The 18,707-nt window shown below is 72.0% G+C and carries 12 protein-coding genes; 6 read left to right on the top strand and 6 right to left on the bottom strand.

Features of this window, described 5'->3' with window-relative positions:
* Positions 1-52: 52 nt before the first annotated feature.
* Positions 53-2,458, bottom strand: a complete 2,406-nt coding sequence (gene lon / locus ACQPWZ_RS24555; protein ID WP_340475335.1) for an endopeptidase La — start codon at positions 2,456-2,458, stop codon at positions 53-55.
* A 542-nt stretch (positions 2,459-3,000) separates the two neighbouring features.
* Between lon and ACQPWZ_RS24550 the strand changes: the two genes are divergently transcribed.
* Positions 3,001-3,306 carry a protealysin inhibitor emfourin gene (locus ACQPWZ_RS24550; protein WP_313944157.1) on the top strand — a complete coding sequence of 102 codons (306 nt, stop codon included), beginning with the start codon at positions 3,001-3,003 and terminating at the stop codon, positions 3,304-3,306.
* 116 nt (positions 3,307-3,422) lie between these two features.
* Here the strand turns inward: ACQPWZ_RS24550 and ACQPWZ_RS24545 are convergent, their stop codons facing one another.
* Positions 3,423-4,301, bottom strand: coding sequence for a rhomboid-like protein (locus ACQPWZ_RS24545; RefSeq protein ID WP_433572381.1), 879 nt, complete (start codon positions 4,299-4,301; stop codon positions 3,423-3,425).
* A 323-nt stretch (positions 4,302-4,624) separates the two neighbouring features.
* Here ACQPWZ_RS24545 and ACQPWZ_RS24540 point away from each other — a divergent pair, with 323 nt between their 5' ends.
* The 4 genes from ACQPWZ_RS24540 (at position 4,625) to ACQPWZ_RS24525 (ending at position 11,441) form a co-directional block, all read left to right on the top strand.
* Complete coding sequence (locus ACQPWZ_RS24540; RefSeq protein WP_340475333.1) at positions 4,625-5,314, top strand: spermidine synthase; 690 nt, start codon at positions 4,625-4,627, stop codon at positions 5,312-5,314.
* A gap of 91 nt (positions 5,315-5,405) precedes the next feature.
* Positions 5,406-6,143 (top strand): response regulator transcription factor, encoded by a 738-nt coding sequence (locus tag ACQPWZ_RS24535; RefSeq protein ID WP_313944159.1) that lies wholly within the window; start codon positions 5,406-5,408, stop codon positions 6,141-6,143.
* The gene (locus tag ACQPWZ_RS24530) at positions 6,140-7,261 is read left to right on the top strand and encodes a HAMP domain-containing sensor histidine kinase (RefSeq protein ID WP_405572688.1); all 1,122 of its coding nucleotides are present in this window, start codon (positions 6,140-6,142) and stop codon (positions 7,259-7,261) included. Before ACQPWZ_RS24535 ends, ACQPWZ_RS24530 begins: the two co-directional genes overlap by 4 nt.
* Positions 7,262-7,541: 280 nt before the next feature.
* Positions 7,542-11,441: a multifunctional oxoglutarate decarboxylase/oxoglutarate dehydrogenase thiamine pyrophosphate-binding subunit/dihydrolipoyllysine-residue succinyltransferase subunit gene (locus ACQPWZ_RS24525; RefSeq protein WP_405572686.1), complete on the top strand. Its 3,900-nt coding sequence runs from the start codon at positions 7,542-7,544 to the stop codon at positions 11,439-11,441.
* 77 nt (positions 11,442-11,518) lie between these two features.
* On the opposite strand, the gene ACQPWZ_RS24520 is transcribed toward ACQPWZ_RS24525, so the two are convergent.
* From ACQPWZ_RS24520 to ACQPWZ_RS24505, 4 genes are all read right to left on the bottom strand, one after another.
* Entirely contained in the window at positions 11,519-14,773 is a 3,255-nt protein-coding gene (locus ACQPWZ_RS24520; protein WP_433572380.1) for an SAV_2336 N-terminal domain-related protein, read from the bottom strand.
* A gap of 4 nt (positions 14,774-14,777) precedes the next feature.
* Positions 14,778-15,779 carry an AAA family ATPase gene (locus ACQPWZ_RS24515; RefSeq protein WP_383240929.1) on the bottom strand — a complete coding sequence of 334 codons (1,002 nt, stop codon included), beginning with the start codon at positions 15,777-15,779 and terminating at the stop codon, positions 14,778-14,780.
* 94 nt (positions 15,780-15,873) lie between these two features.
* Positions 15,874-17,886: a trypsin-like peptidase domain-containing protein gene (locus ACQPWZ_RS24510; RefSeq protein WP_433572379.1), complete on the bottom strand. Its 2,013-nt coding sequence runs from the start codon at positions 17,884-17,886 to the stop codon at positions 15,874-15,876.
* Entirely contained in the window at positions 17,879-18,334 is a 456-nt protein-coding gene (locus ACQPWZ_RS24505; RefSeq protein ID WP_433572378.1) for a CU044_2847 family protein, read from the bottom strand. The genes ACQPWZ_RS24510 and ACQPWZ_RS24505 overlap by 8 nt, the downstream gene beginning before the upstream one ends.
* Before the next feature lie 155 nt (positions 18,335-18,489).
* Here ACQPWZ_RS24505 and ACQPWZ_RS24500 point away from each other — a divergent pair, with 155 nt between their 5' ends.
* Complete coding sequence (locus tag ACQPWZ_RS24500; protein ID WP_433572377.1) at positions 18,490-18,672, top strand: DUF6104 family protein; 183 nt, start codon at positions 18,490-18,492, stop codon at positions 18,670-18,672.
* Positions 18,673-18,707 lie beyond the last annotated feature (35 nt).

Raw genomic sequence — 18,707 nt, 5'->3', positions numbered from 1 at the left:
CGGGCGGAGGGGTGTTCCCTCCGCCCGGGGCTCTCGCGTCACCGGGCTTCCGTCAGGCCGCCGCGGACACGGCGACCTCCGCCGGGGCCAGCGCGATCTCCAGCACCTGGCGGACATCCGTCACCGGGTGCACCTCCAGCTTCTCGAGGATCTCGGCCGGGACGTCGTCCAGGTCGGCCTCGTTCCGCTTCGGGATCACGACCGTCGTGGTACCCGCCCGGTGAGCGGCCAGCAGCTTCTGCTTCAGACCGCCGATCGGCAGCACCCGTCCGGTCAGCGACACCTCACCGGTCATCGCCACATCCGTACGCACCAGCCGTCCGGACAGCAGCGAGGCCAGCGCCGTCGTCATCGTGATGCCGGCACTCGGGCCGTCCTTGGGGACCGCGCCCGCCGGGAAGTGGATGTGCACACCCCGGTCCTTCAGGTCGGCGACCGGCAGTTCCAGTTCGGCGCCGTGCGAGCGCAGGAAGCTCAGCGCGATCTGCGCCGACTCCTTCATCACGTCACCGAGCTGACCGGTCAGGGTCAGTCCCGAGCCGCCCGTCTCCGGGTCGGCCAGCGACGCCTCGACGAAGAGCACGTCGCCGCCCGCGCCGGTGACGGCGAGACCGGTGGCGACACCGGGCACCGCGGTACGGCGCTCGGCCGGGTCCTGCGCGGACTCGGGCACGTGGTGCGGCCGTCCGACCAGTGCGCGCAGCTGCTCGGAACCGACGGTGAACGGCAGTTCCCGCTCACCCAGTTCGTGCTGGGCCGCCACCTTGCGCAGCAGCCTGGCCACCGAACGCTCCAGGTTCCGCACGCCGGCCTCACGGGTGTACTCGGCGGCCAGCTTGCGCAGTGCCGAGTCCTCCAGGACGACCTCGCCGGGCTCCAGGCCCGCCCGCTCCAGCTGACGCGGCAGCAGGTGGTCCCTGGCGATGACGACCTTCTCGTCCTCGGTGTAGCCGTCCAGCCGGACCAGCTCCATACGGTCGAGCAGGGCCTCCGGGATGGCCTCCAGGACGTTCGCCGTGGCGAGGAACACCACGTCGGACAGGTCGAGTTCGACCTCCAGGTAGTGGTCGCGGAACGTGTGGTTCTGCGCCGGGTCCAGGACTTCGAGCAGCGCGGCCGCCGGGTCGCCCCGGAAGTCAGAGCCGACCTTGTCGATCTCGTCCAGCAGGACCACCGGGTTCATCGACCCGGCCTCCTTGATGGCCCGGACGATCCGGCCGGGCAGCGCGCCCACGTAGGTGCGCCGGTGACCGCGGATCTCGGCCTCGTCGCGTACGCCGCCGAGCGCGACCCGGACGAACTTGCGTCCCATCGCGTGTGCGACGGACTCGCCGAGCGACGTCTTGCCGACGCCGGGCGGGCCGACGAGTGCCAGGACCGCGCCTCCGCGCCGTCCGCCGACCACACCGAGGCCTCGGTCGGCACGCCGCTTGCGCACCGCCAGGTATTCGGTGATCCGCTCCTTGACGTCCTGAAGACCCGCGTGTTCGCCGTCCAGGATCGCCTTGGCGCCCTGGATGTCGTACGCGTCCTCGGTCGTCTCGTTCCACGGCAGTTCGAGCACGGTGTCGAGCCAAGTGCGGATCCAGGAGCCCTCGGGGCTCTGGTCGCTGGACCGCTCCAGCTTCTCGACCTCCTTGAGGGCCGCTTCGCGGACCTTCTCGGGCAGATCGGCGGCCTCGACACGGGCCCGGTAGTCGTCGGACTCGTCCTCGGCGCCGTCGCCGTCGAGCTCACGCAGCTCCTTGCGCACGGCTTCGAGCTGCCGGCGCAGCAGGAACTCGCGCTGCTGCTTGTCGACGCCCTCCTGGACGTCCTTGGCGATGGACTCGGCGACATCCTGCTCGGCCAGGTGCTCGCGCAGCTGCTCGGTGGCGAGCTTGAGGCGGGCCACCGGGTCGGCGGTGTCGAGCAGTTCGATCTTCTGGGCCGTGGTCAGGAAAGGTGAGTAGCCGGAATTGTCCGCGAGCTGCGAGACGTCGTCGATCTGCTGGACACGGTCCACGACCTGCCAGGCGCCGCGCTTCTTCAGCCAGTCGGTGGCGAGAGCCTTGTATTCCTTGACCAGGTCGGTGACCTGTCCGGGCAGCGGGTCGGGAACGGTCTCCTCGATCCGGGTGCCCTCGATCCACAGAGCGGCGCCGGGGCCGGTGGTGCCCGCGCCGATCTTCACGCGGCCGCGGCCGCGGATCAGGGCACCGGGGTCGCCGTCGGAGAGCCGGCCGACCTGTTCGACCGTGCCGAGCACGCCGGTGGCGGCGTACTGGCCGTCGATCCGAGGAACAAGAAGCACCTGCGGCTTGCTTGCCCCACTGGAGCGGGCGGCGGCCTGTGCGGCCTCCACCGCGGCTCGTACATCGGTGTCGGAAAGGTCCAGAGGCACCACCATTCCGGGCAGCACGACCTCGTCATCGAGCGGCAGCACGGGCAGGGTGAGTGGTGTGGACGTCGAAGCCATGATCTCCCCTTAGGCAGTGAAGTTGAGCTATGTCGACTCAATGCATGAGGGGCCGCAGATGTTCCCCGGCCCTTGTTCGCTCTCAGCGATCAGCCCTCCCGGTGGGAGAGACCGGTGGGCCGGCAGGGGGCCGCTCGGCCGAATCGCCCTCGGCGGGACCGCCCGGTCGCCCATACTGCGGCGACGGGACCACGGCCGGAGCTCAGCCCTCCTGAGCGGAGCACCGGACGCCGGCGGAGCGATCCGAGGGAGGTGTGCGGCCGATGACACGTCTCGGGCGCGGCACGGCGGGGGCAGTGGTGGCGGTGTTCCTCATGGCCCTCGCGGCGGGGTGCGGGCAGGGCGGGGACTCGGGCGCCGAGGACGGCACGGGTGGCCCGCAGAGTTCGCCGGCCTCTTCGGCCTCTTCCGCCTCACCGCCGTCATCTTCTTCTGCGCCGAACCCTCCCCCGCAGACCTCTCCACCTCCGCAGCCCTCATCGCCGCCCGCTTCGTCGGGGACCGCCCCGCCTCCCCCGGCCGCCGGACGGCAGCTGGTCGCGATGACGGTCACGGGCGGGATCGCCGGTGTGCACAACCGGCTCGTGGTCCGCGAGGACGGCACCTACACGACCACGTCGAAGACCGGGGCGGAACGTTCCGGCCGGATGAGCCCGGCTGAGCTGGCCGAGCTGCGCGGGGCCCTGAAGAGGGCCGATTTCGCCCGGCTGCCGAGCACGGCGACCGGGAGCCCCGTCATGGACGGATTCACCTACCGGATCACCCACGCAGGCCACACGGTCACGACGGACGACACCGCGGAGGTGCCGCGGCTGCGCGAGGTGATCGCGGCCCTGCCCGAGCGGTAGGGCCGGCGTCCGGGTCCGCATGCCACGACCGGAGTACGGCCCGGATCAGACCGGGTCCGTATGCCACGACCGGCGTACGGGCGCGGATCAGACCGGGACCGGCGTACGGGCGCGGATCAGACCGGGTCCGGCATACGGCTCGCGGTGCGTGCCCAGCGGCGGACGGCGGGCCAGCAGGCGAGACCGGCGAGCAGGGCCAGCGGATGGCCCCAGTCGGTGAGGGGGTCCGTGAAGGCCAGCAGGTCCTGGAGAAGCATCATCGCGACGAAGCCGAGGACCGTGACCCGCAGAACGGGGCTCAGCAGTCCGGCGAGCGCCCCGATGGCGGCCATCAGCCCGAAGCTGATGCCGTAGTCGAGGCGGTGCAGCGAGGTGGCGGGCAGATGACCGGCGGCCACGGATATACCGACCGGGACCTCGGTCGCCAGCGTCGCGCCGACATGGCCGACGAGAAAGACGAGAGCGGTGCGCGGACCGCCGATGCGGCGTTCCAGCGCGGTCAGCACGACGACGAAGGTGATGGCGTACCCAGACGCCGGACCGCCGGCGATCCACAGCGCGCTCGCGCCGAGAACCAGCAGCGGCCTGTCCGCCAGATGGGCGACATCGGTGCTGGATCCGTGCAGCAGCGAGGAGACGGTGGCGGGGTCCCCGTAGCGGGCGAACAGGGAGGTCGCGAGCAGGACGAGGAGGTACCCGAAGGTGAAGGGGGTGCCGGCCGGTGTGGGCAGCAGCCGCAGAGCCTGCCGCCACCAGGGCGCCCGCGGGGCGCCGGCGGCCGGAAAGGACACGGCGTGAGGCTGTGCGGCGCGTACGGGCCCGGTCCGCTGCGCCGGGATCGCGGGGAGCAGCTCCGTGAGCGCGGCCTGCTCCCTGAGCACCGGATCGGTACGGCCTTCATGAGCCGGGTCCGGTGTGGTGCGGGCGCGCGGGGCTCCGTCGCCCGCGGTGGTCCGGTCGCGCCTGGTCCGGTCGCCCTTCGTGTGCTGGTGCACGGCGTGAGGCCCCTTTCGCCAAGCCCCCGAACAAAACCCCACCCAATGCGATCAGCGTGACCCGCGTCTATGACGTACGCCACACGAGGCAACCTCCGCCCTCGTCCGTGCGTCGCGGGCGGGACGCCCGGACCGCACACCGGGCCGCCGGATCCCGCCGTGCCGCTCGTGTTCGCCGTCGGCGCGAACGCGGCACGCGTGCGGACGCCGCCCCGGGGCAGAAGCCCCTCGGGCCCGCGCTCCGGAATATCGGTTTGTTCCGGTCGCGCCGTCCCGCAAGCATGGTCGACGCCATCGACGGCCAGCCATCCGGAGGTACTGCCATGCCGCTGCACGCCGACGCCGAAACTCCCGTCACCCTCGACCGGCGCGAGGGGCCCTACGGGGAGATCGTGCTGCGGCAGCGCGGTGAGCACCACGAGATCATCGCCAACGGTTGCTTCCTGATGGACACCTCCGACGGGCGCTCCGAACGGCTGCTGGTGGACGCGGCGAGCGAGACACTCACCGCCAACGGCAAACATCCGTCCGCCCTGCTCATCGGCGGACTCGGGGTCGGCTTCTCGCTGGCCCACGCCGCCGCCGACCCCCGCTGGCGCCGGATCACGGTGGTCGAGCGCGAGCAGGCGGTCATCGACTGGCACCGCACGGGACCGCTCGCCCGGATCTCCGGCGAGGCACTCGGCGATCCCCGTTGCGTGATCCTGCACACGGACCTCCTCACACATCTGCGTGAGTCCGCCGATCACTACGACGCCCTGTGCCTGGACATCGACAACGGACCCGACTGGACCGTCACCGACGACAACGAGAACCTCTACTCCCCGGACGGACTCGCCGCCTGCCAGGCCCGGTTGACGCCCGGCGGAGTACTGGCCGTGTGGTCGGCCCAGCCTTCTCCGGCTTTTGAGGATGCGTTGCGGAATGCCGGATTCACCGGGGTAAGAACCGAAGAGATCCGCCTTGCCCGAGGCGTACCTGACGTGGTCCATCTCGCCGTTAGCCCTGCGTAGCCGGGACGCCGTGACTGCCTTTACGCTGCTCACCTACACACCGGATCAAATAACCAGATGCAACTCGCGAGAACGCGTACAGGGGCGGGCGATGGAGCAGACACACACCACGCACAACGGCGTCGCGGCCACGCCAGGCGCTCAGCGCCGGGTGCTGGTGGTCGAGGACGACTCGACCATCGTGGACGCCATCGCCGCCAGGTTGCGGGCCGAGGGCTTTCTCGTCCAGACGGCCTCCGACGGCCCGGCCGCCGTCGACGCGGCCGAGGCCTGGCAGCCCGACCTGATGGTCCTCGACGTGATGCTTCCGGGCTTCGACGGTCTCGAGGTCTGCCGACGGGTCCAGGCACAGCGCCCGGTACCGGTGCTGATGCTCACGGCCCGCGACGACGAGACCGACATGCTCGTGGGGCTGGGCGTCGGCGCCGACGACTACATGACGAAGCCGTTCTCGATGCGTGAGCTGGCGGCCCGGGTGCATGTGCTGCTGCGCCGGGTGGAGCGTGCCGCGCTCGCCGCGGTGACGCCGCGCAGTGGGATCCTGCGTCTCGGCGAGCTGGAGGTCGACCACGCCCAGCGCCGCGTACGTGTCCGCGGTGACGACGTGCACCTGACGCCCACCGAGTTCGATCTGCTGGTGTGCCTCGCGAACACCCCGCGCGCCGTCCTGTCCCGCGAGCAGCTGCTCGCGGAGGTGTGGGACTGGGCCGACGCCTCGGGCACCCGCACCGTCGACAGCCACATCAAGGCGCTGCGCCGGAAGATCGGCGCCGAGCGGATCCGTACGGTGCACGGCGTCGGATACGCCCTGGAGACGCCTGCCCCATGAGGCGCCGCCTCCGGGACGAGCCGCCCGGCCGCCCCGACCGGCTGAACCGGCTGCGGTCCGCCTCTCTGTCGATCTCGATCAAGACCAAGCTCGGCGGGCTCGTCGTCGTCTCGGTCTTCATCACCACGGGACTGCTCGTCGTCGCCCTGCGCACGGAGACCGAGCTGCGTTTCATCACGGTCTTCTCGGTGATAGCCACGCTGCTGATCACCCAGTTCGTGGCGCACGGCCTGACCGCGCCGCTGGACGAGATGAACACCGTGGCCAAGGGCATATCGCACGGTGACTACACGCGCCGGGTGAGCGGCGCCGACCGCCGTGACGAGCTCGGCGACCTCGCCTCGACGATCAACCGCATGGCGGACGACCTGGAGGCGGTGGACCGGCACCGCAAGGAGCTGGTCGCCAATGTCTCGCACGAGCTGCGGACCCCCATCGCCGCGTTGCGCGCCGTCCTGGAGAACGTGGTCGACGGGGTCTCCGCCGCCGATCCCGAGACGATGCGCACGGCGCTGAAGCAGACCGAGCGGCTGGGCCGGCTGGTCGAGACGCTGCTGGACCTGTCCCGGCTGGACAACGGGGTCGTGCCCCTGCGGGCCCGGCGCTTCGAGGTGTGGCCCTACCTCTCCGGGGTGCTCAAGGAGGCCAACCTGGCCGCCGCCCAGCGCCGTGTGGCCTCGGGCTCGGGCAACCACACCCGTACCGACGTGCATCTCCACCTGGACGTCTCTCCGCCCGAGCTGACCGCGCACGCGGACGCCGAACGGCTGCATCAGGTCGTCGCCAATCTGATCGACAACGCGGTGAAGCACTCGCCGCCGCACGGCCGTGTGACGGTACGGGCGCGGCGCGGCGCCCAGCCGGAGTCGCTGGACCTGGAAGTGGTCGACGAGGGCCCGGGCATTCCCGAGCAGGAGCGCCACCGGGTCTTCGAGCGGTTCAACCGGGGCAGCATCCTGGCCCCGCACGGCAAGGGCAGCGACGGCGGTACGGGTCTGGGCCTGGCCATCGCGCGCTGGGCGGTGGATCTGCACGGCGGCCGCATCGGCGTGGCCGAATCCGCCCGTGGCTGCCGGATCAGGGTCACCCTTCCGGGAATCCCGTCGCCACGCGGTTGACGTAGGGTTCGAACCGGAAGCGGCCGTTCAGCGTGCTGTTCTGTGAGGACGGGCCCGCGCGGCCGGTCACACGGCGGGCCGGAGGGCCATGGCCGCGGTGTCATCGACCCGCGGCGCGCTCGAACCGTGCTTGTTTCCCGCCATTGTCAGCCCCGAAACCCGCCTTTCGGTGTGACTTGCGCGACGATGACCAGCCCGGCCTGCATCTCCCGGCCGGGGAGGCGTAGCCTTAATTCCCGCTGTCCATCACCTTGTGAAGCGGAAGAGGGCGGTTGCCGCCGTGTCGTCTCAGTCCCCCAGTAACTCGAGCATCTCGACCGACCAAGGCGCGCAGGGCGAGAACCCTGCCGCCGCATTCGGGCCCAATGAGTGGCTCGTCGACGAGATCTACCAGCAGTACCTCCAGGACCCCAATTCCGTCGACCGCGCCTGGTGGGACTTCTTCGCCGACTACAAGCCGGGCGGCGGCAGCTCTGCCGCCACGGCGGCGAAGCCCTCCGACGGAAGCACGGCCGCGGACGCTGCTCCCGCGCAGCCCGGTACCGCAGCCGCGGGGGCTGCGGGTACCGCCGGTCAGACCGGCAGTGCCGCCGCGAACGGCGTGAGCGCCGCTCCGCAGGCCGCACCCGCCGCGAAGGCCCCGGCCGCGCAGCCCGCCGCACCGGCTCAGGCCGCTCCCGCGGCGAAGGCGGCCCCGGCCGCCGCGCCCGAGGCCAAGGCGGCACAGCCCGCTCCGGCCAAGGCCGCGCCGGCGAAGGCCGCACCCGCCAAGGCGGAGCCCGCCAAGGCCGCACCGGACACCGAGGCCCCCTCGGGTCCCGAGTACGTGACGCTGCGCGGCCCCTCGGCCGCCGTTGCGAAGAACATGAACGCCTCGCTGGAACTGCCGACGGCCACGTCCGTGCGCGCGGTCCCGGTGAAGCTGCTCTTCGACAACCGCATCGTCATCAACAACCACCTCAAGCGCGCCCGGGGCGGGAAGGTCTCCTTCACCCACCTCATCGGGTACGCGATGGTGCAGGCCCTCAAGGCCATGCCGTCGATGAACCACTCCTTCGCGGAGAAGGACGGCAAGCCCACCCTGGTCAAGCCGGAGCACGTGAACTTCGGCCTCGCCATCGACCTGGTGAAGCCGAACGGCGACCGCCAGCTGGTCGTCGCGGCCATCAAGAAGGCCGAGACGCTCAACTTCTTCGAGTTCTGGCAGGCGTACGAGGACATCGTCCGCCGCGCCCGGAACAACAAGCTGACGATGGACGACTTCACCGGCGTCACCGTCTCGCTGACCAACCCCGGCGGCCTCGGCACCGTCCACTCGGTGCCGCGTCTGATGCCCGGACAGTCGGTCATCATGGGCGTCGGCTCCATGGACTACCCGGCCGAGTTCCAGGGCACCTCGCAGGACACCCTGAACCGCCTGGGCATCTCCAAGGTGATGACCCTCACCAGCACGTACGACCACCGGGTCATCCAGGGCGCCGCCTCCGGCGAGTTCCTGCGGGTCGTCGCCAACTTCCTGCTCGGCGAGCAGGGCTTCTACGACGACATCTTCCAGGCGCTGCGCATCCCCTACGAGCCGGTCCGCTGGTTCAAGGACATCGACGCCAGCCACGACGACGACGTCACCAAGGCCGCACGGGTCTTCGAGCTGATCCACTCCTACCGGGTCCGCGGCCACGTCATGGCCGACACCGACCCGCTGGAGTACCGCCAGCGCAAGCACCCCGACCTGGACATCACCGAGCACGGGCTCACGCTGTGGGACCTGGAGCGCGAGTTCGCGGTCGGCGGCTTCTCCGGCAAGTCGATGATGAAGCTGCGCGACATCCTCGGCGTCCTGCGCGACTCGTACTGCCGCACCACCGGCATCGAGTTCATGCACATCCAGGACCCGAAGCAGCGCAAGTGGATCCAGGACCGCGTCGAGCGCGGGCACACCAAGCCCGAGCGCGAGGAGCAGCTGCGGATCCTGCGCCGGCTCAACGCCGCCGAGGCGTTCGAGACGTTCCTGCAGACCAAGTACGTCGGTCAGAAGCGGTTCTCGCTGGAGGGCGGCGAGTCCGTCATCCCGCTGCTCGACGCGGTCATCGACTCCGCCGCCGAGTCCCGCCTGGACGAGGTCGTCATCGGCATGGCCCACCGCGGCCGGCTGAACGTGCTCGCGAACATCGTCGGCAAGTCGTACGCGCAGATCTTCCGGGAGTTCGAGGGCAACCTCGACCCGAAGTCGATGCACGGCTCCGGCGACGTGAAGTACCACCTGGGTGCCAACGGCACCTTCACCGGTCTGGACGGCGAGCAGATCAAGGTCTCGCTGGTCGCCAACCCCTCCCACCTGGAGGCGGTCGACCCGGTGCTGGAGGGTGTCGCACGCGCCAAGCAGGACGTCATCAACAAGGGCGGCACGGACTTCACGGTCCTGCCGGTCGCCCTGCACGGTGACGCGGCCTTCGCCGGCCAGGGTGTCGTCGCCGAGACGCTGAACATGTCGCAGCTGCGCGGTTACCGCACCGGCGGCACGGTCCACATCGTCATCAACAACCAGGTCGGCTTCACCGCCGCCCCGGAGTCGTCGCGTTCGTCGATGTACGCGACCGACGTGGCCCGCATGATCGAGGCGCCGATCTTCCACGTGAACGGCGACGACCCGGAGGCCGTGGTCCGCGTCGCGCGGCTCGCCTTCGAGTTCCGCCAGACGTTCAACAAGGACGTCGTGATCGACCTCATCTGCTACCGCCGCCGCGGTCACAACGAGGGCGACAACCCGCAATTCACCAACCCGCAGATGTACAACCTGATCGACAAGAAGCGTTCGGTGCGCAAGCTCTACACCGAGTCGCTGATCGGCCGGGGCGACATCACGCTGGAAGAGGCGGAGCAGGCGCTCCAGGACTTCCAGGGCCAGCTGGAGAAGGTCTTCGCGGAGGTCCGCGAGGCGACCAGCCTGCCGGCCCCGGCGCATGTCCCGGACGCGCAGGCCGAGTTCCCGGTGGCCGTCACCACGGCGGTCTCCCAGGAGGTCGTGAAGCGGATCGCCGAGTCCCAGGTCAACATCCCCGACCACGTCACCGTGCACCCGCGGCTGATGCCGCAGATGCAGCGCCGTGCGGCGTCGGTCGAGGACGGCACGATCGACTGGGGCATGGGCGAGACGCTCGCCATCGGCTCGCTGCTGATGGAGGGCACCACGGTCCGGCTGTCCGGTCAGGACACCCGCCGCGGCACGTTCGGCCAGCGCCACGCGGTGCTGGTGGACCAGGAGACCGGCGAGGACTACACCCCGCTGCTCTACCTCTCCGAGGACCAGGCCCGCTACAACGTCTACGACTCGCTGCTCAGCGAGTACGCGGCGATGGGCTTCGAGTACGGCTACTCGCTGGCCCGCCCGGACGCGCTGGTCATGTGGGAGGCGCAGTTCGGTGACTTCGTCAACGGCGCGCAGACCGTCGTCGACGAGTTCATCTCCTCCGCCGAGCAGAAGTGGGGCCAGACCTCCGGCGTCACGCTGCTGCTGCCGCACGGCTACGAGGGCCAGGGCCCGGACCACAGCTCCGCGCGCCCCGAGCGCTTCCTCCAGATGTGCGCGCAGAACAACATGACGGTCGCGATGCCGACCCTGCCGTCGAACTACTTCCACCTGCTGCGCTGGCAGGTCCACAACCCGCACCACAAGCCGCTGATCGTCTTCACGCCGAAGTCGATGCTGCGTCTGAAGGCCGCGGCGTCGAAGGCGGAGGAGTTCGTCAACGGCGGCTTCCGCCCGGTGATCGGCGACGAATCGGTGGACCCGAACGCGGTCCGCAAGGTCGTCTTCTGCTCCGGCAAGGTCTACTACGACCTGGAGGCCGAGCGGGTCAAGCGCGGCGTCACGGACACCGCGATCCTGCGTCTGGAGCGGCTGTACCCGCTGCCGGGCAAGGAGCTCCAGGCGGAGATCGCCAAGTTCCCGAACGCCGAGAAGTACCTCTGGGTGCAGGAGGAGCCGGCGAACCAGGGTGCGTGGCCGTTCATCGCGCTGAACCTGATCGACCACCTGGACCTGGCCGTCGGTGCGGACATCCCGCACGGCGAGCGCCTGCGCCGCATCTCGCGTCCGCACGGCTCGTCTCCGGCGGTCGGCTCGGCCAAGCGCCATCAGGCGGAGCAGCAGCAGCTGGTCGACGAGGTCTTCGACGCCTAGCCGCAGGCCTCTCGGGCCGGTTTCGATCGGAGGGCCCGGACCGCATCACCCGATGCGGTCCGGGCCCTCCGGCGTTCCTACCCGCCGTCGTCGAGCCGCTCGATCTCCCGCAGGAACGGCTCCACACCCGGCACGTCCGCCGGCCGGACCCGCGCCAGCATCGCCGCCACCGCCCGGTGCTCCTCCAGAGCGCGCTCGGGACCGGCGGTGCGCTCCAGCCGGCCGGCCCGCAGCCACTGGGCGTTGACCAACTGGCCGAACAGCGCCGGGCCGGCCTCGGCGAGTGCCCGGCGGCCGTGGGCGACGGCGTCGCGGTGGAGCGGGTGCGCGGACGCCGTACGTCCGGACAGCAGGGCGGCCGCCACCGCGCGGTGCCACCAGGCGTGTGCGGCGAGTTCGGGGTCGGTCGCCGCCCGGGCCGCCGCGCCGAGCGCCCAGTCCGCCTCGTGGAGGTCGGCGACCGTGCCCTCCGCGCGGAACCGTTCGATGTAGGCGAGCCCCAGCAGGGCGCGCCGGCGCGGGAGTTCGGGGTCGGTGGGCCGGGTCTCCTCGATCGCGCCACGCAGCGCCCGCACGGCCGCCTGGATGTCGGCCCGGGCGTCCTTGTCCACGCCCCGCTCGGTCAACTGGCGGCCGAGGGAGGTGAGGACGAGCGCACGGCTCGGGTCCCGCCACGGCAACAGGGGCAGCGCCTCGGTCCAGGCCGCCACCGCGGAGTCGCGGTGGGCCCAGCCACCGGTGGACACATACCGCTGCTCCAGCACCCGGGCCATCCGCAGCAGGATGTCGGCCTGGGTCTCCTCGTCGCGGCCGGTGTGCTGGCGTGCCTGGTCGAGGGCCTGGAGGATACGGAGCCTGGCGTCGTCGTCGAGGTGTTCGTGGGCGAACTCGATGGCGTCGGCGTAGTCCAGCCAGGCGCGGCACAGTTCGCTCTGCTCGACGCTCTCCCAGTCGATGGCGTCGATGCCCGCGTGCAGGTCCTCGTCCGCCTGTTCCGCGAAGGTCCGTGAGGCGGCGAGGTCGTGGTCGCCGACCACGCGCGGGACCGGCCCCTCGCCGCGGTGGTGGCGGGCCAGGTCGAGGAGGAGCCCGCCGCGCAGCAGCAGGGCCGACTCCCTGCGCTCGCCCTCCAGCAGCAGTTCCACGACGCCGAGCGCGGTGTGCAGCGCCTCGGTGAAGAAGCCCTCGGGCCCGATCGGTCCGCGCAGCCCGTAGGGGGCGCCGGTCACGGCCAGCCGTCGCAGCACCCGGATCCTGGCGGACGCGGCCGCCCGCACGAGAGCGGCCGGTGTGTCCCACGGCGCCGGGTCGCCGGTGAGTTCGGCGAGACTGCTGTCGGCGGTCGACAGCAGCACGGCGGCCACCAGGTCGGCGTCGTCGCCGGCCGGGCCCGCCTGCACCCACACCCACTCGGGCATCAGCTTGGGGCTGAGTCGTCCGGCGGACACCTCCTCCGCCATCGCCTCCAGGACCTGCGCCAGCGTGAGGTAGGCCCGCGCCCCGCCGGAGATCGCGTTCTGCGCCGCTTCCAGGGCCTCGGGCAGATCCTCCGGAAGGGGACGCACCAGCCAGCGCCGCAGCAGCGCCTCGGCCAGTTCGCCGTAGAGAGCGGCCCGTTCGCCGGTCCGCCGCTCCGCCTGGGTCGCCGAGCCGAGCAGCCGGATCGCCGCGTCCAGGTCGCGTACGGTGCCGTACTGGCCGAAGTGGGCCAGACAGCTGCGGGCCTTCGCGACGAGCGCCGCGGGGCCCTCCGTCGTCGGCCCCGGGGTCACGGCGGGCTGGGGGCCTCCGAGGCGGCGCAGCACCTGGGTGGAGACCTGGGCGAAGGCCCACAGGCCGCGGTTGTCACCGGCGGCCGGGGCCGGCGGGTGCGGATCCACCGATCCGGCGAGGAAGGCGGACGCCATCGCCGGGAAGTTGCGCACGGTGCGTCCGTAGCGGGAGGCGACGTACTCCGAGCAGTGCTTGAGCACCAGCGACGCGCTGCTGGCGCCCAGCTGGCCGAGGAGTTCCTCGCGGACGCCGTCGAGGAAGGCGTACGCCGGGCCGCCCTCCTCCGGGCCCGTGGTGGCCGCCGTGTCATCGGGGTCCCTGCGCAGCAGCCCGCTCAGGAGCACCTCCGCCAGGACGTCCGGGCCGCTGCGGACGAGCATCGCGCGCTGGACGAGCTGCATCACCGGCAGCACCAGGGGAACGGCCGACAGATAGACCGCGAGCTGGGCGGCGGCGGGCGACGCGGTTCTGCGGAAGGCCCGCACCCGTTCGGCGGGGTCGATGCTCCGGGCCGCGCGGGGCCGGACGGCGGCGGGTTCGTGCCGTGGCAGGACCAGCGCGGCCGCGGCGTTCATGGACTGCCCGGTGGCACCGGCGATCAGCCGGGTCCAGGCCTCGAAGGAGGAGCGGCGCAGCGCGAGAACAGGCACGGGGATGCCGTCCGCCGGGCCGGGCGCACCGAGTCGCGGAGTGAACTCCAGCCGCCCCGCAGGTCCTTCGCGCCGTTGCAGCAGTCCCGGCCGCGCGGGCAGATGCGTGCGCCCCCACATCCGCTGCGGCAGCGGCTGGACGACGGCGACGGGCGCGGTCGACGCCCAGATGTGCAGCAGCCGCTGCATCCGGCCGCTGCGCCACAGCGGACCCGCGCAGTCGCTGAGCACCACGGTCAGCTGCCGCCCGGTGGGATCGCCGAGCTGGGCCGGTACGGGCCGGTGCTCGCCGAGGCGGTGGACGGCCACCTCGCGGAACGCCCCGGCACGCTCGCAGATCTCCCGCAGCTCTTCGAGTGCGGTGCTCCACACGACGTTCGACGACGACTCGTCCATCACGAGGGCGAGCCGGGCCTGACGCCGCCGGACCGTGCGGAGCACGGGCACCACCAAGCCGGTCTCGGCGGCCCGGTCCGCGGTCGCGATCTCGTCGAGCTCCCGGCGGACCAGCCGCATGGGCGGACGGTAGTGCTGAAGAGGGCGCAGGGAACGCTGGAGGTCGAGGGTGTCGGGCAGCGCCGTGGGAGCCGGGACCGGGACGCTGCGTGTGGCGCCGTCCGGCAGAGACCCGGCGACGGTGTCCGGCTGGGCGGGCCCGTACAGACCGGTGGCGGGCCGCGACGGAGGGCGGGCTCCGGGCGAGGAGACGGCGGGCTGCTCCGCGGGCCCGGCGGACGGCCGGTCCGCCGGGCCGGACGCCGGGGCGGGGCCGGGTGCCTCGGTCGTGCCGGCGCGGGCCGCGGGCACGTACCGCGACAGCCACAGCGCGTCCGCCAGCTCCTCGGCGGTCGGCTTCAGTTCCGCCTCGCGCAGCCGGGCGACGAGCGCGGTCAGGGCCGCGGAGTGCACGGCTTCACCGCTGCCGGATGTCGAGCGGGCGTATCAGCAGTTCGGCGACCTCGTCCCGCCGCCCGGGCTCCGCCTGCACGGCGTGCTGGGTGAGGTAGATCGCGTTGAGCAGCTGGTCGGTGGGGCGCAGTTCGCCGTCGCCGTCCTCGCGGGTGAACCGGCCGATCAGATCGAGGTTCCGCTCGTCGGCGCCGGCTCCGAAGTGGGCCTGCACCATGGCGGCGAGCCGCTCGTCACGCGGCGGATCGAGGTGCAGATGGATGCAGCGGCGCAGCAGCGGTGCGGGGAAGTCGCGCTCGCCGTTGCTGGTCATCACCACGAACGGGAAGGCGGCGCAGCGCACCCGGCCGTCCCGGACGGGCACCCGGCGGCCGTCGTCGGTGAGCACCCGGACCTCGCCGTGGCCGGGCCGGTCGGCCATCCGCTCCAGCTCCGGAAGGGCGAACTCCCCTTCCTCCACCACGTTCAGCAGGTCGTTCGGCAGGTCGATGTCGCTCTTGTCGAGCTCGTCGATGAGCAGTACCCGCGGCCGCTCGGAGGGCAGCAGCGCGGTGCCGAGCGGCCCGAGCCTGATGTACCGGCCGATGTCGTCGGACTGGCGCTCGGCGAGCTGGGCGTCGTGGAGCCGGCCGATGGCGTCGTAGGTGTAGAGACCGTCCTTGAGTTCGGTGCGGCTGACGACGGGCCACTGGAGCACGCGGCCGAGGCCCAGTTCGTACGCGACGGAGTGCGCGAGCGTGGACTTGCCGGAGCCGGGCTCGCCGGTGACGAGGAGCGGTCGGCGCAAGTAGAGGGCGGCGTTGATCAGTTCGAGCGCTTCGGCGTCCTGGGCGCCCGGCGCCTCGACGCGTGCGCCCAGCCGCCTGGTGGACGAACTGTCCACGGGGGGCGGCGGATCGGGCAGCGGCTCGCCGGAGAAGGCGCGCCAGGGTGGGGGCGGCGGCAGCCGGCGGATCCGGTCGGGATCCGGTGCACCGACACCTCGGTAGATCAGCCAGTCGTCCATCGCTCGCTCCTCGTCGGCGGCCGGTGGGCACCGTGGCGGACCACGCCGGATATGTACCCAGCGACCCGCCGTCCCATTGCTCCGGTGCCGCTCCTCATGGGGAGTCCACCGGTCCGTTGTCGTCGGCGGGCAGCGGCCGGGTCGGGTCGTCGTACAGCATGGCCACCCCCTCCGCCCAGTGTCCGCCGTTCCTCGATCCGCTGATGTCGTCCCTGATACGGCGCAACCGGTCGGGCAGCTCAAGCGCGCCCGCCGTCTGCGCGAGGAGCGCGGCCGCGCCGTCGTGCATCTCCTCGCAGAACTCGGTGCAGCCGTGCTCGGGATGACCGTCGGTGTGCCACAGCGCGACGCCGTGCCCGGCGTCCAGCGCGAGCCCGATCGCGCGGCGTCCGACGCCGCTGCCTGCGGGTCTGCACAGAACGGGTACCGCGGACGGCGGCATGTCGGCGAAGTGGCGTGCCCGTGGGACCTGCCGCGGCGGTGGCGTACGGACGGCGGTCAGCGCCCCGGCGGCCACCGTCGCCTCCCAGCGGGCCAGCCAGGTGTCGTCCGGTGTGCCTCGTCTCAGAAGGTCACGCAGCACCACCATCCGCCGTACACCGACATACGCAGGATGGTGCAGCCGCGCCATCTCGGTGAGCTGCCAGCGATGCACTGCGGTGTCGAAATGGTCGACGGGCAGGGCGACTTCGAGCGGTGCGGGCGCGCCGGGGGCGTCCACCGACGCGAAGACCTCGTCCAGCGGTCCGCGCAGCCGGCGTACGAGCTGTTCGGGCGGGACGCCGTCGCCGGTCTGCTCCTCGTGCAGCGGCTCGTTGACGTCCTGGCCGTCGTCGACCCGGATGCGCCAGTAGAACCGGGCCGTCGGGGCGTCGCACACGGGCTCCAGCTCGACGATGACGACGGTCGAGCCGTCGCCGGGAATCGGGTAGCTGACGACGGCCCCGTCCCGGCCGTCCGGGCCGCGGGCGGGGACCAGCCGGGGCGGCAGCGTGGCCTGGGTGACGACGGTGTGCACGATCCGCGGGACGTCCTGGAGCCGGTGCGCCACCCAGTCGGCGAGCGGCGCGGGGTCACCGCCGCGGCTGCGTTCGTACTCCACGACCAGCTGGAGGTAGTGCAGCGCCGCGATGGCGGCGACGGGCTGCCCCGCCTCGTACAGCAGGCCGTGTCCGTCGCGCCAGGCGTGCGGGAGCAGCTGGCCGGGCGGGGAGGCGACTCCGCCGCGTGCCTTCTTGGCGAGTTCGACGACGGGCCGGATGCCGTCGGGCGGGCGCACCCCCGACAGCAGGTACAGCGCCTCGCGCCGGTCGCGGGGGCTCCACTGGTCGCCGCCGGTGTACACGCCCGCGCCGGGCAACTGGTGCTGGCGCTCGATCCAGTTGTGTCCGCCGACCTTCGGCGACTGGCCGTGCCAGCGGTCGTGCGCGGCCATCAGCGTCTGATAGGCCGGACCGAACCGGCGCAGGGCGGTGGCCGCGATGGCCATACCTCCGTCCCTGCCTGCCCTGCGCGACTTCAGGACGCCGACGACGGCGCCTGTGTGGGCATCGAGCACGGGCGATCCGGAGCCGCCCTTCGGGAACTCGGCCTCGGGCCGGAAGCGCATGCCGTAGTCGTCGTCGAAGCCGTTGATCCTTGCGGTCGCCTTCCAGCGCGCGGCCCTGCGTACGACGGGGGCGGAGCCGTCCTCCTGGTTCTCCGGACGGTAGCCCTGGACGACACCCTGCCCGCCGGGATAGTCCGTGCGGTCGGTGAGCCAGACGCACTCGTGCTCGACGTCCGGGTCCAGCAGCCGGACGAGGGCGAGGTCCTGTTCGACGGGCACCCGCTGCTCGGAGCGCGGCTCGCCGTCCAGGAGCCAGCGGTCGAGCCGGGCCTTCAGCGGTTCGCCGTCGTTGACCTCGCTGCCGCCGAGCCGAAAGACGCGTTCGCGGTCGCCCCGCAGATGCGGCGCGAGCACGTGCGCGCAGGTCAGCACCCAGCCGGGCGCGACGAAGAAGCCGCTGCCCCACATGGCGCGCTCGCCCTCGCGCGCGGAGGAGAAGTGGACGGTCGCGGCGCGGGTGAGGGCGTCGATGACGGAGTCGGACTCGGTGTCACTCATGCGGTACCGGGGGCGGGAGCGGCGCAGTGGTGGGGGCGGGTGGGTGCGCGCCGGCGGGAGCGGGCGGGTATGGGGCGGGTACGTGTGCGCCTGCGGGAGCGGCCGGGGCGGGCGGAGCCGGCTGGTCCTTGAGCTGCCAGGTGAGCGTGACCTGCACGGATGCCTTGGCCTCGCCCGCGGCGAGCACGGCGAGTGCGACGCCGGACTTGGCGGTCAGCTCGACGCCGAAGGAGACGCTCGCCTCGTCGGGGCGGGCCGCCGCCGCGGCCTCCAGGACGGACGCCCCGACCTCGGTGATCAGCTCCTGGAGCTGGCGCACCTTGGCGGTGGCGTTCTCCACGAAGCCGACGTCCTCGTCGTCCTCGCCGTACCCTCCGCCCGCGGTGGAGAGCCGGGCGAGCACGACGGCTCCCCCGGGAAGTTCGATGCGCTGGATGCGTCCGTTCACGGCTCCCCCGTTCTGACGGCCGACTCGGCCTTGTGCCGGTGCAGTTGGGCGCTGTGCGAAGGGCGACGACGTTACCGGCCCGTCCGGTTGCGGGGGAGAGCGGGAAGTCGCCGTAATCTGAGGAGGTAGTCCCCCATCCGTCCCAGGAGCATGTCTTGTACTTCACCGATCGCGGTATCGAGGAGCTGGAGAAGCGGCGCGGCGAGGAGGAGGTCACCTTCGAGTGGTTCGCCGAGCAGTTGCGTACGTTCGTCGACCTCAATCCCGACTTCGAGGTCCCGGTGGAGCGCCTGGCGACGTGGCTGGCGCGCCTGGACGACGAGGACGAGGACGAGTAGCCGGACGGTCGTGACGGCGCCCCCGTAGGGCTCGC

Source organism: Streptomyces sp. CA-251247 (assembly GCF_050952975.1).
GTDB lineage: Bacteria > Actinomycetota > Actinomycetes > Streptomycetales > Streptomycetaceae > Streptomyces > Streptomyces achmelvichensis.
Note: the sequence above shows the minus strand (reverse complement) of the source record. Positions and strands in the feature narration are given on the sequence as shown.

Excerpts from the sequence above, each read along its gene's own strand:
- ACQPWZ_RS24515 (WP_383240929.1), bottom strand. The coding sequence starts at position 15,779 with ATGGACGACTGGCTGATCTACCGAGGTGTCGGTGCACCGGATCCCGAC.
- ACQPWZ_RS24510 (WP_433572379.1), bottom strand. The coding sequence starts at position 17,886 with ATGAGTGACACCGAGTCCGACTCCGTCATCGACGCCCTCACCCGCGCC.
- lon (WP_340475335.1), bottom strand. The coding sequence starts at position 2,458 with ATGGCTTCGACGTCCACACCACTCACCCTGCCCGTGCTGCCGCTCGAT.
- ACQPWZ_RS24535 (WP_313944159.1), top strand. The coding sequence starts at position 5,406 with ATGGAGCAGACACACACCACGCACAACGGCGTCGCGGCCACGCCAGGC.
- ACQPWZ_RS24540 (WP_340475333.1), top strand. The coding sequence starts at position 4,625 with ATGCCGCTGCACGCCGACGCCGAAACTCCCGTCACCCTCGACCGGCGC.
- ACQPWZ_RS24550 (WP_313944157.1), top strand. The coding sequence starts at position 3,001 with ATGACGGTCACGGGCGGGATCGCCGGTGTGCACAACCGGCTCGTGGTC.
- ACQPWZ_RS24530 (WP_405572688.1), top strand. The coding sequence starts at position 6,140 with ATGAGGCGCCGCCTCCGGGACGAGCCGCCCGGCCGCCCCGACCGGCTG.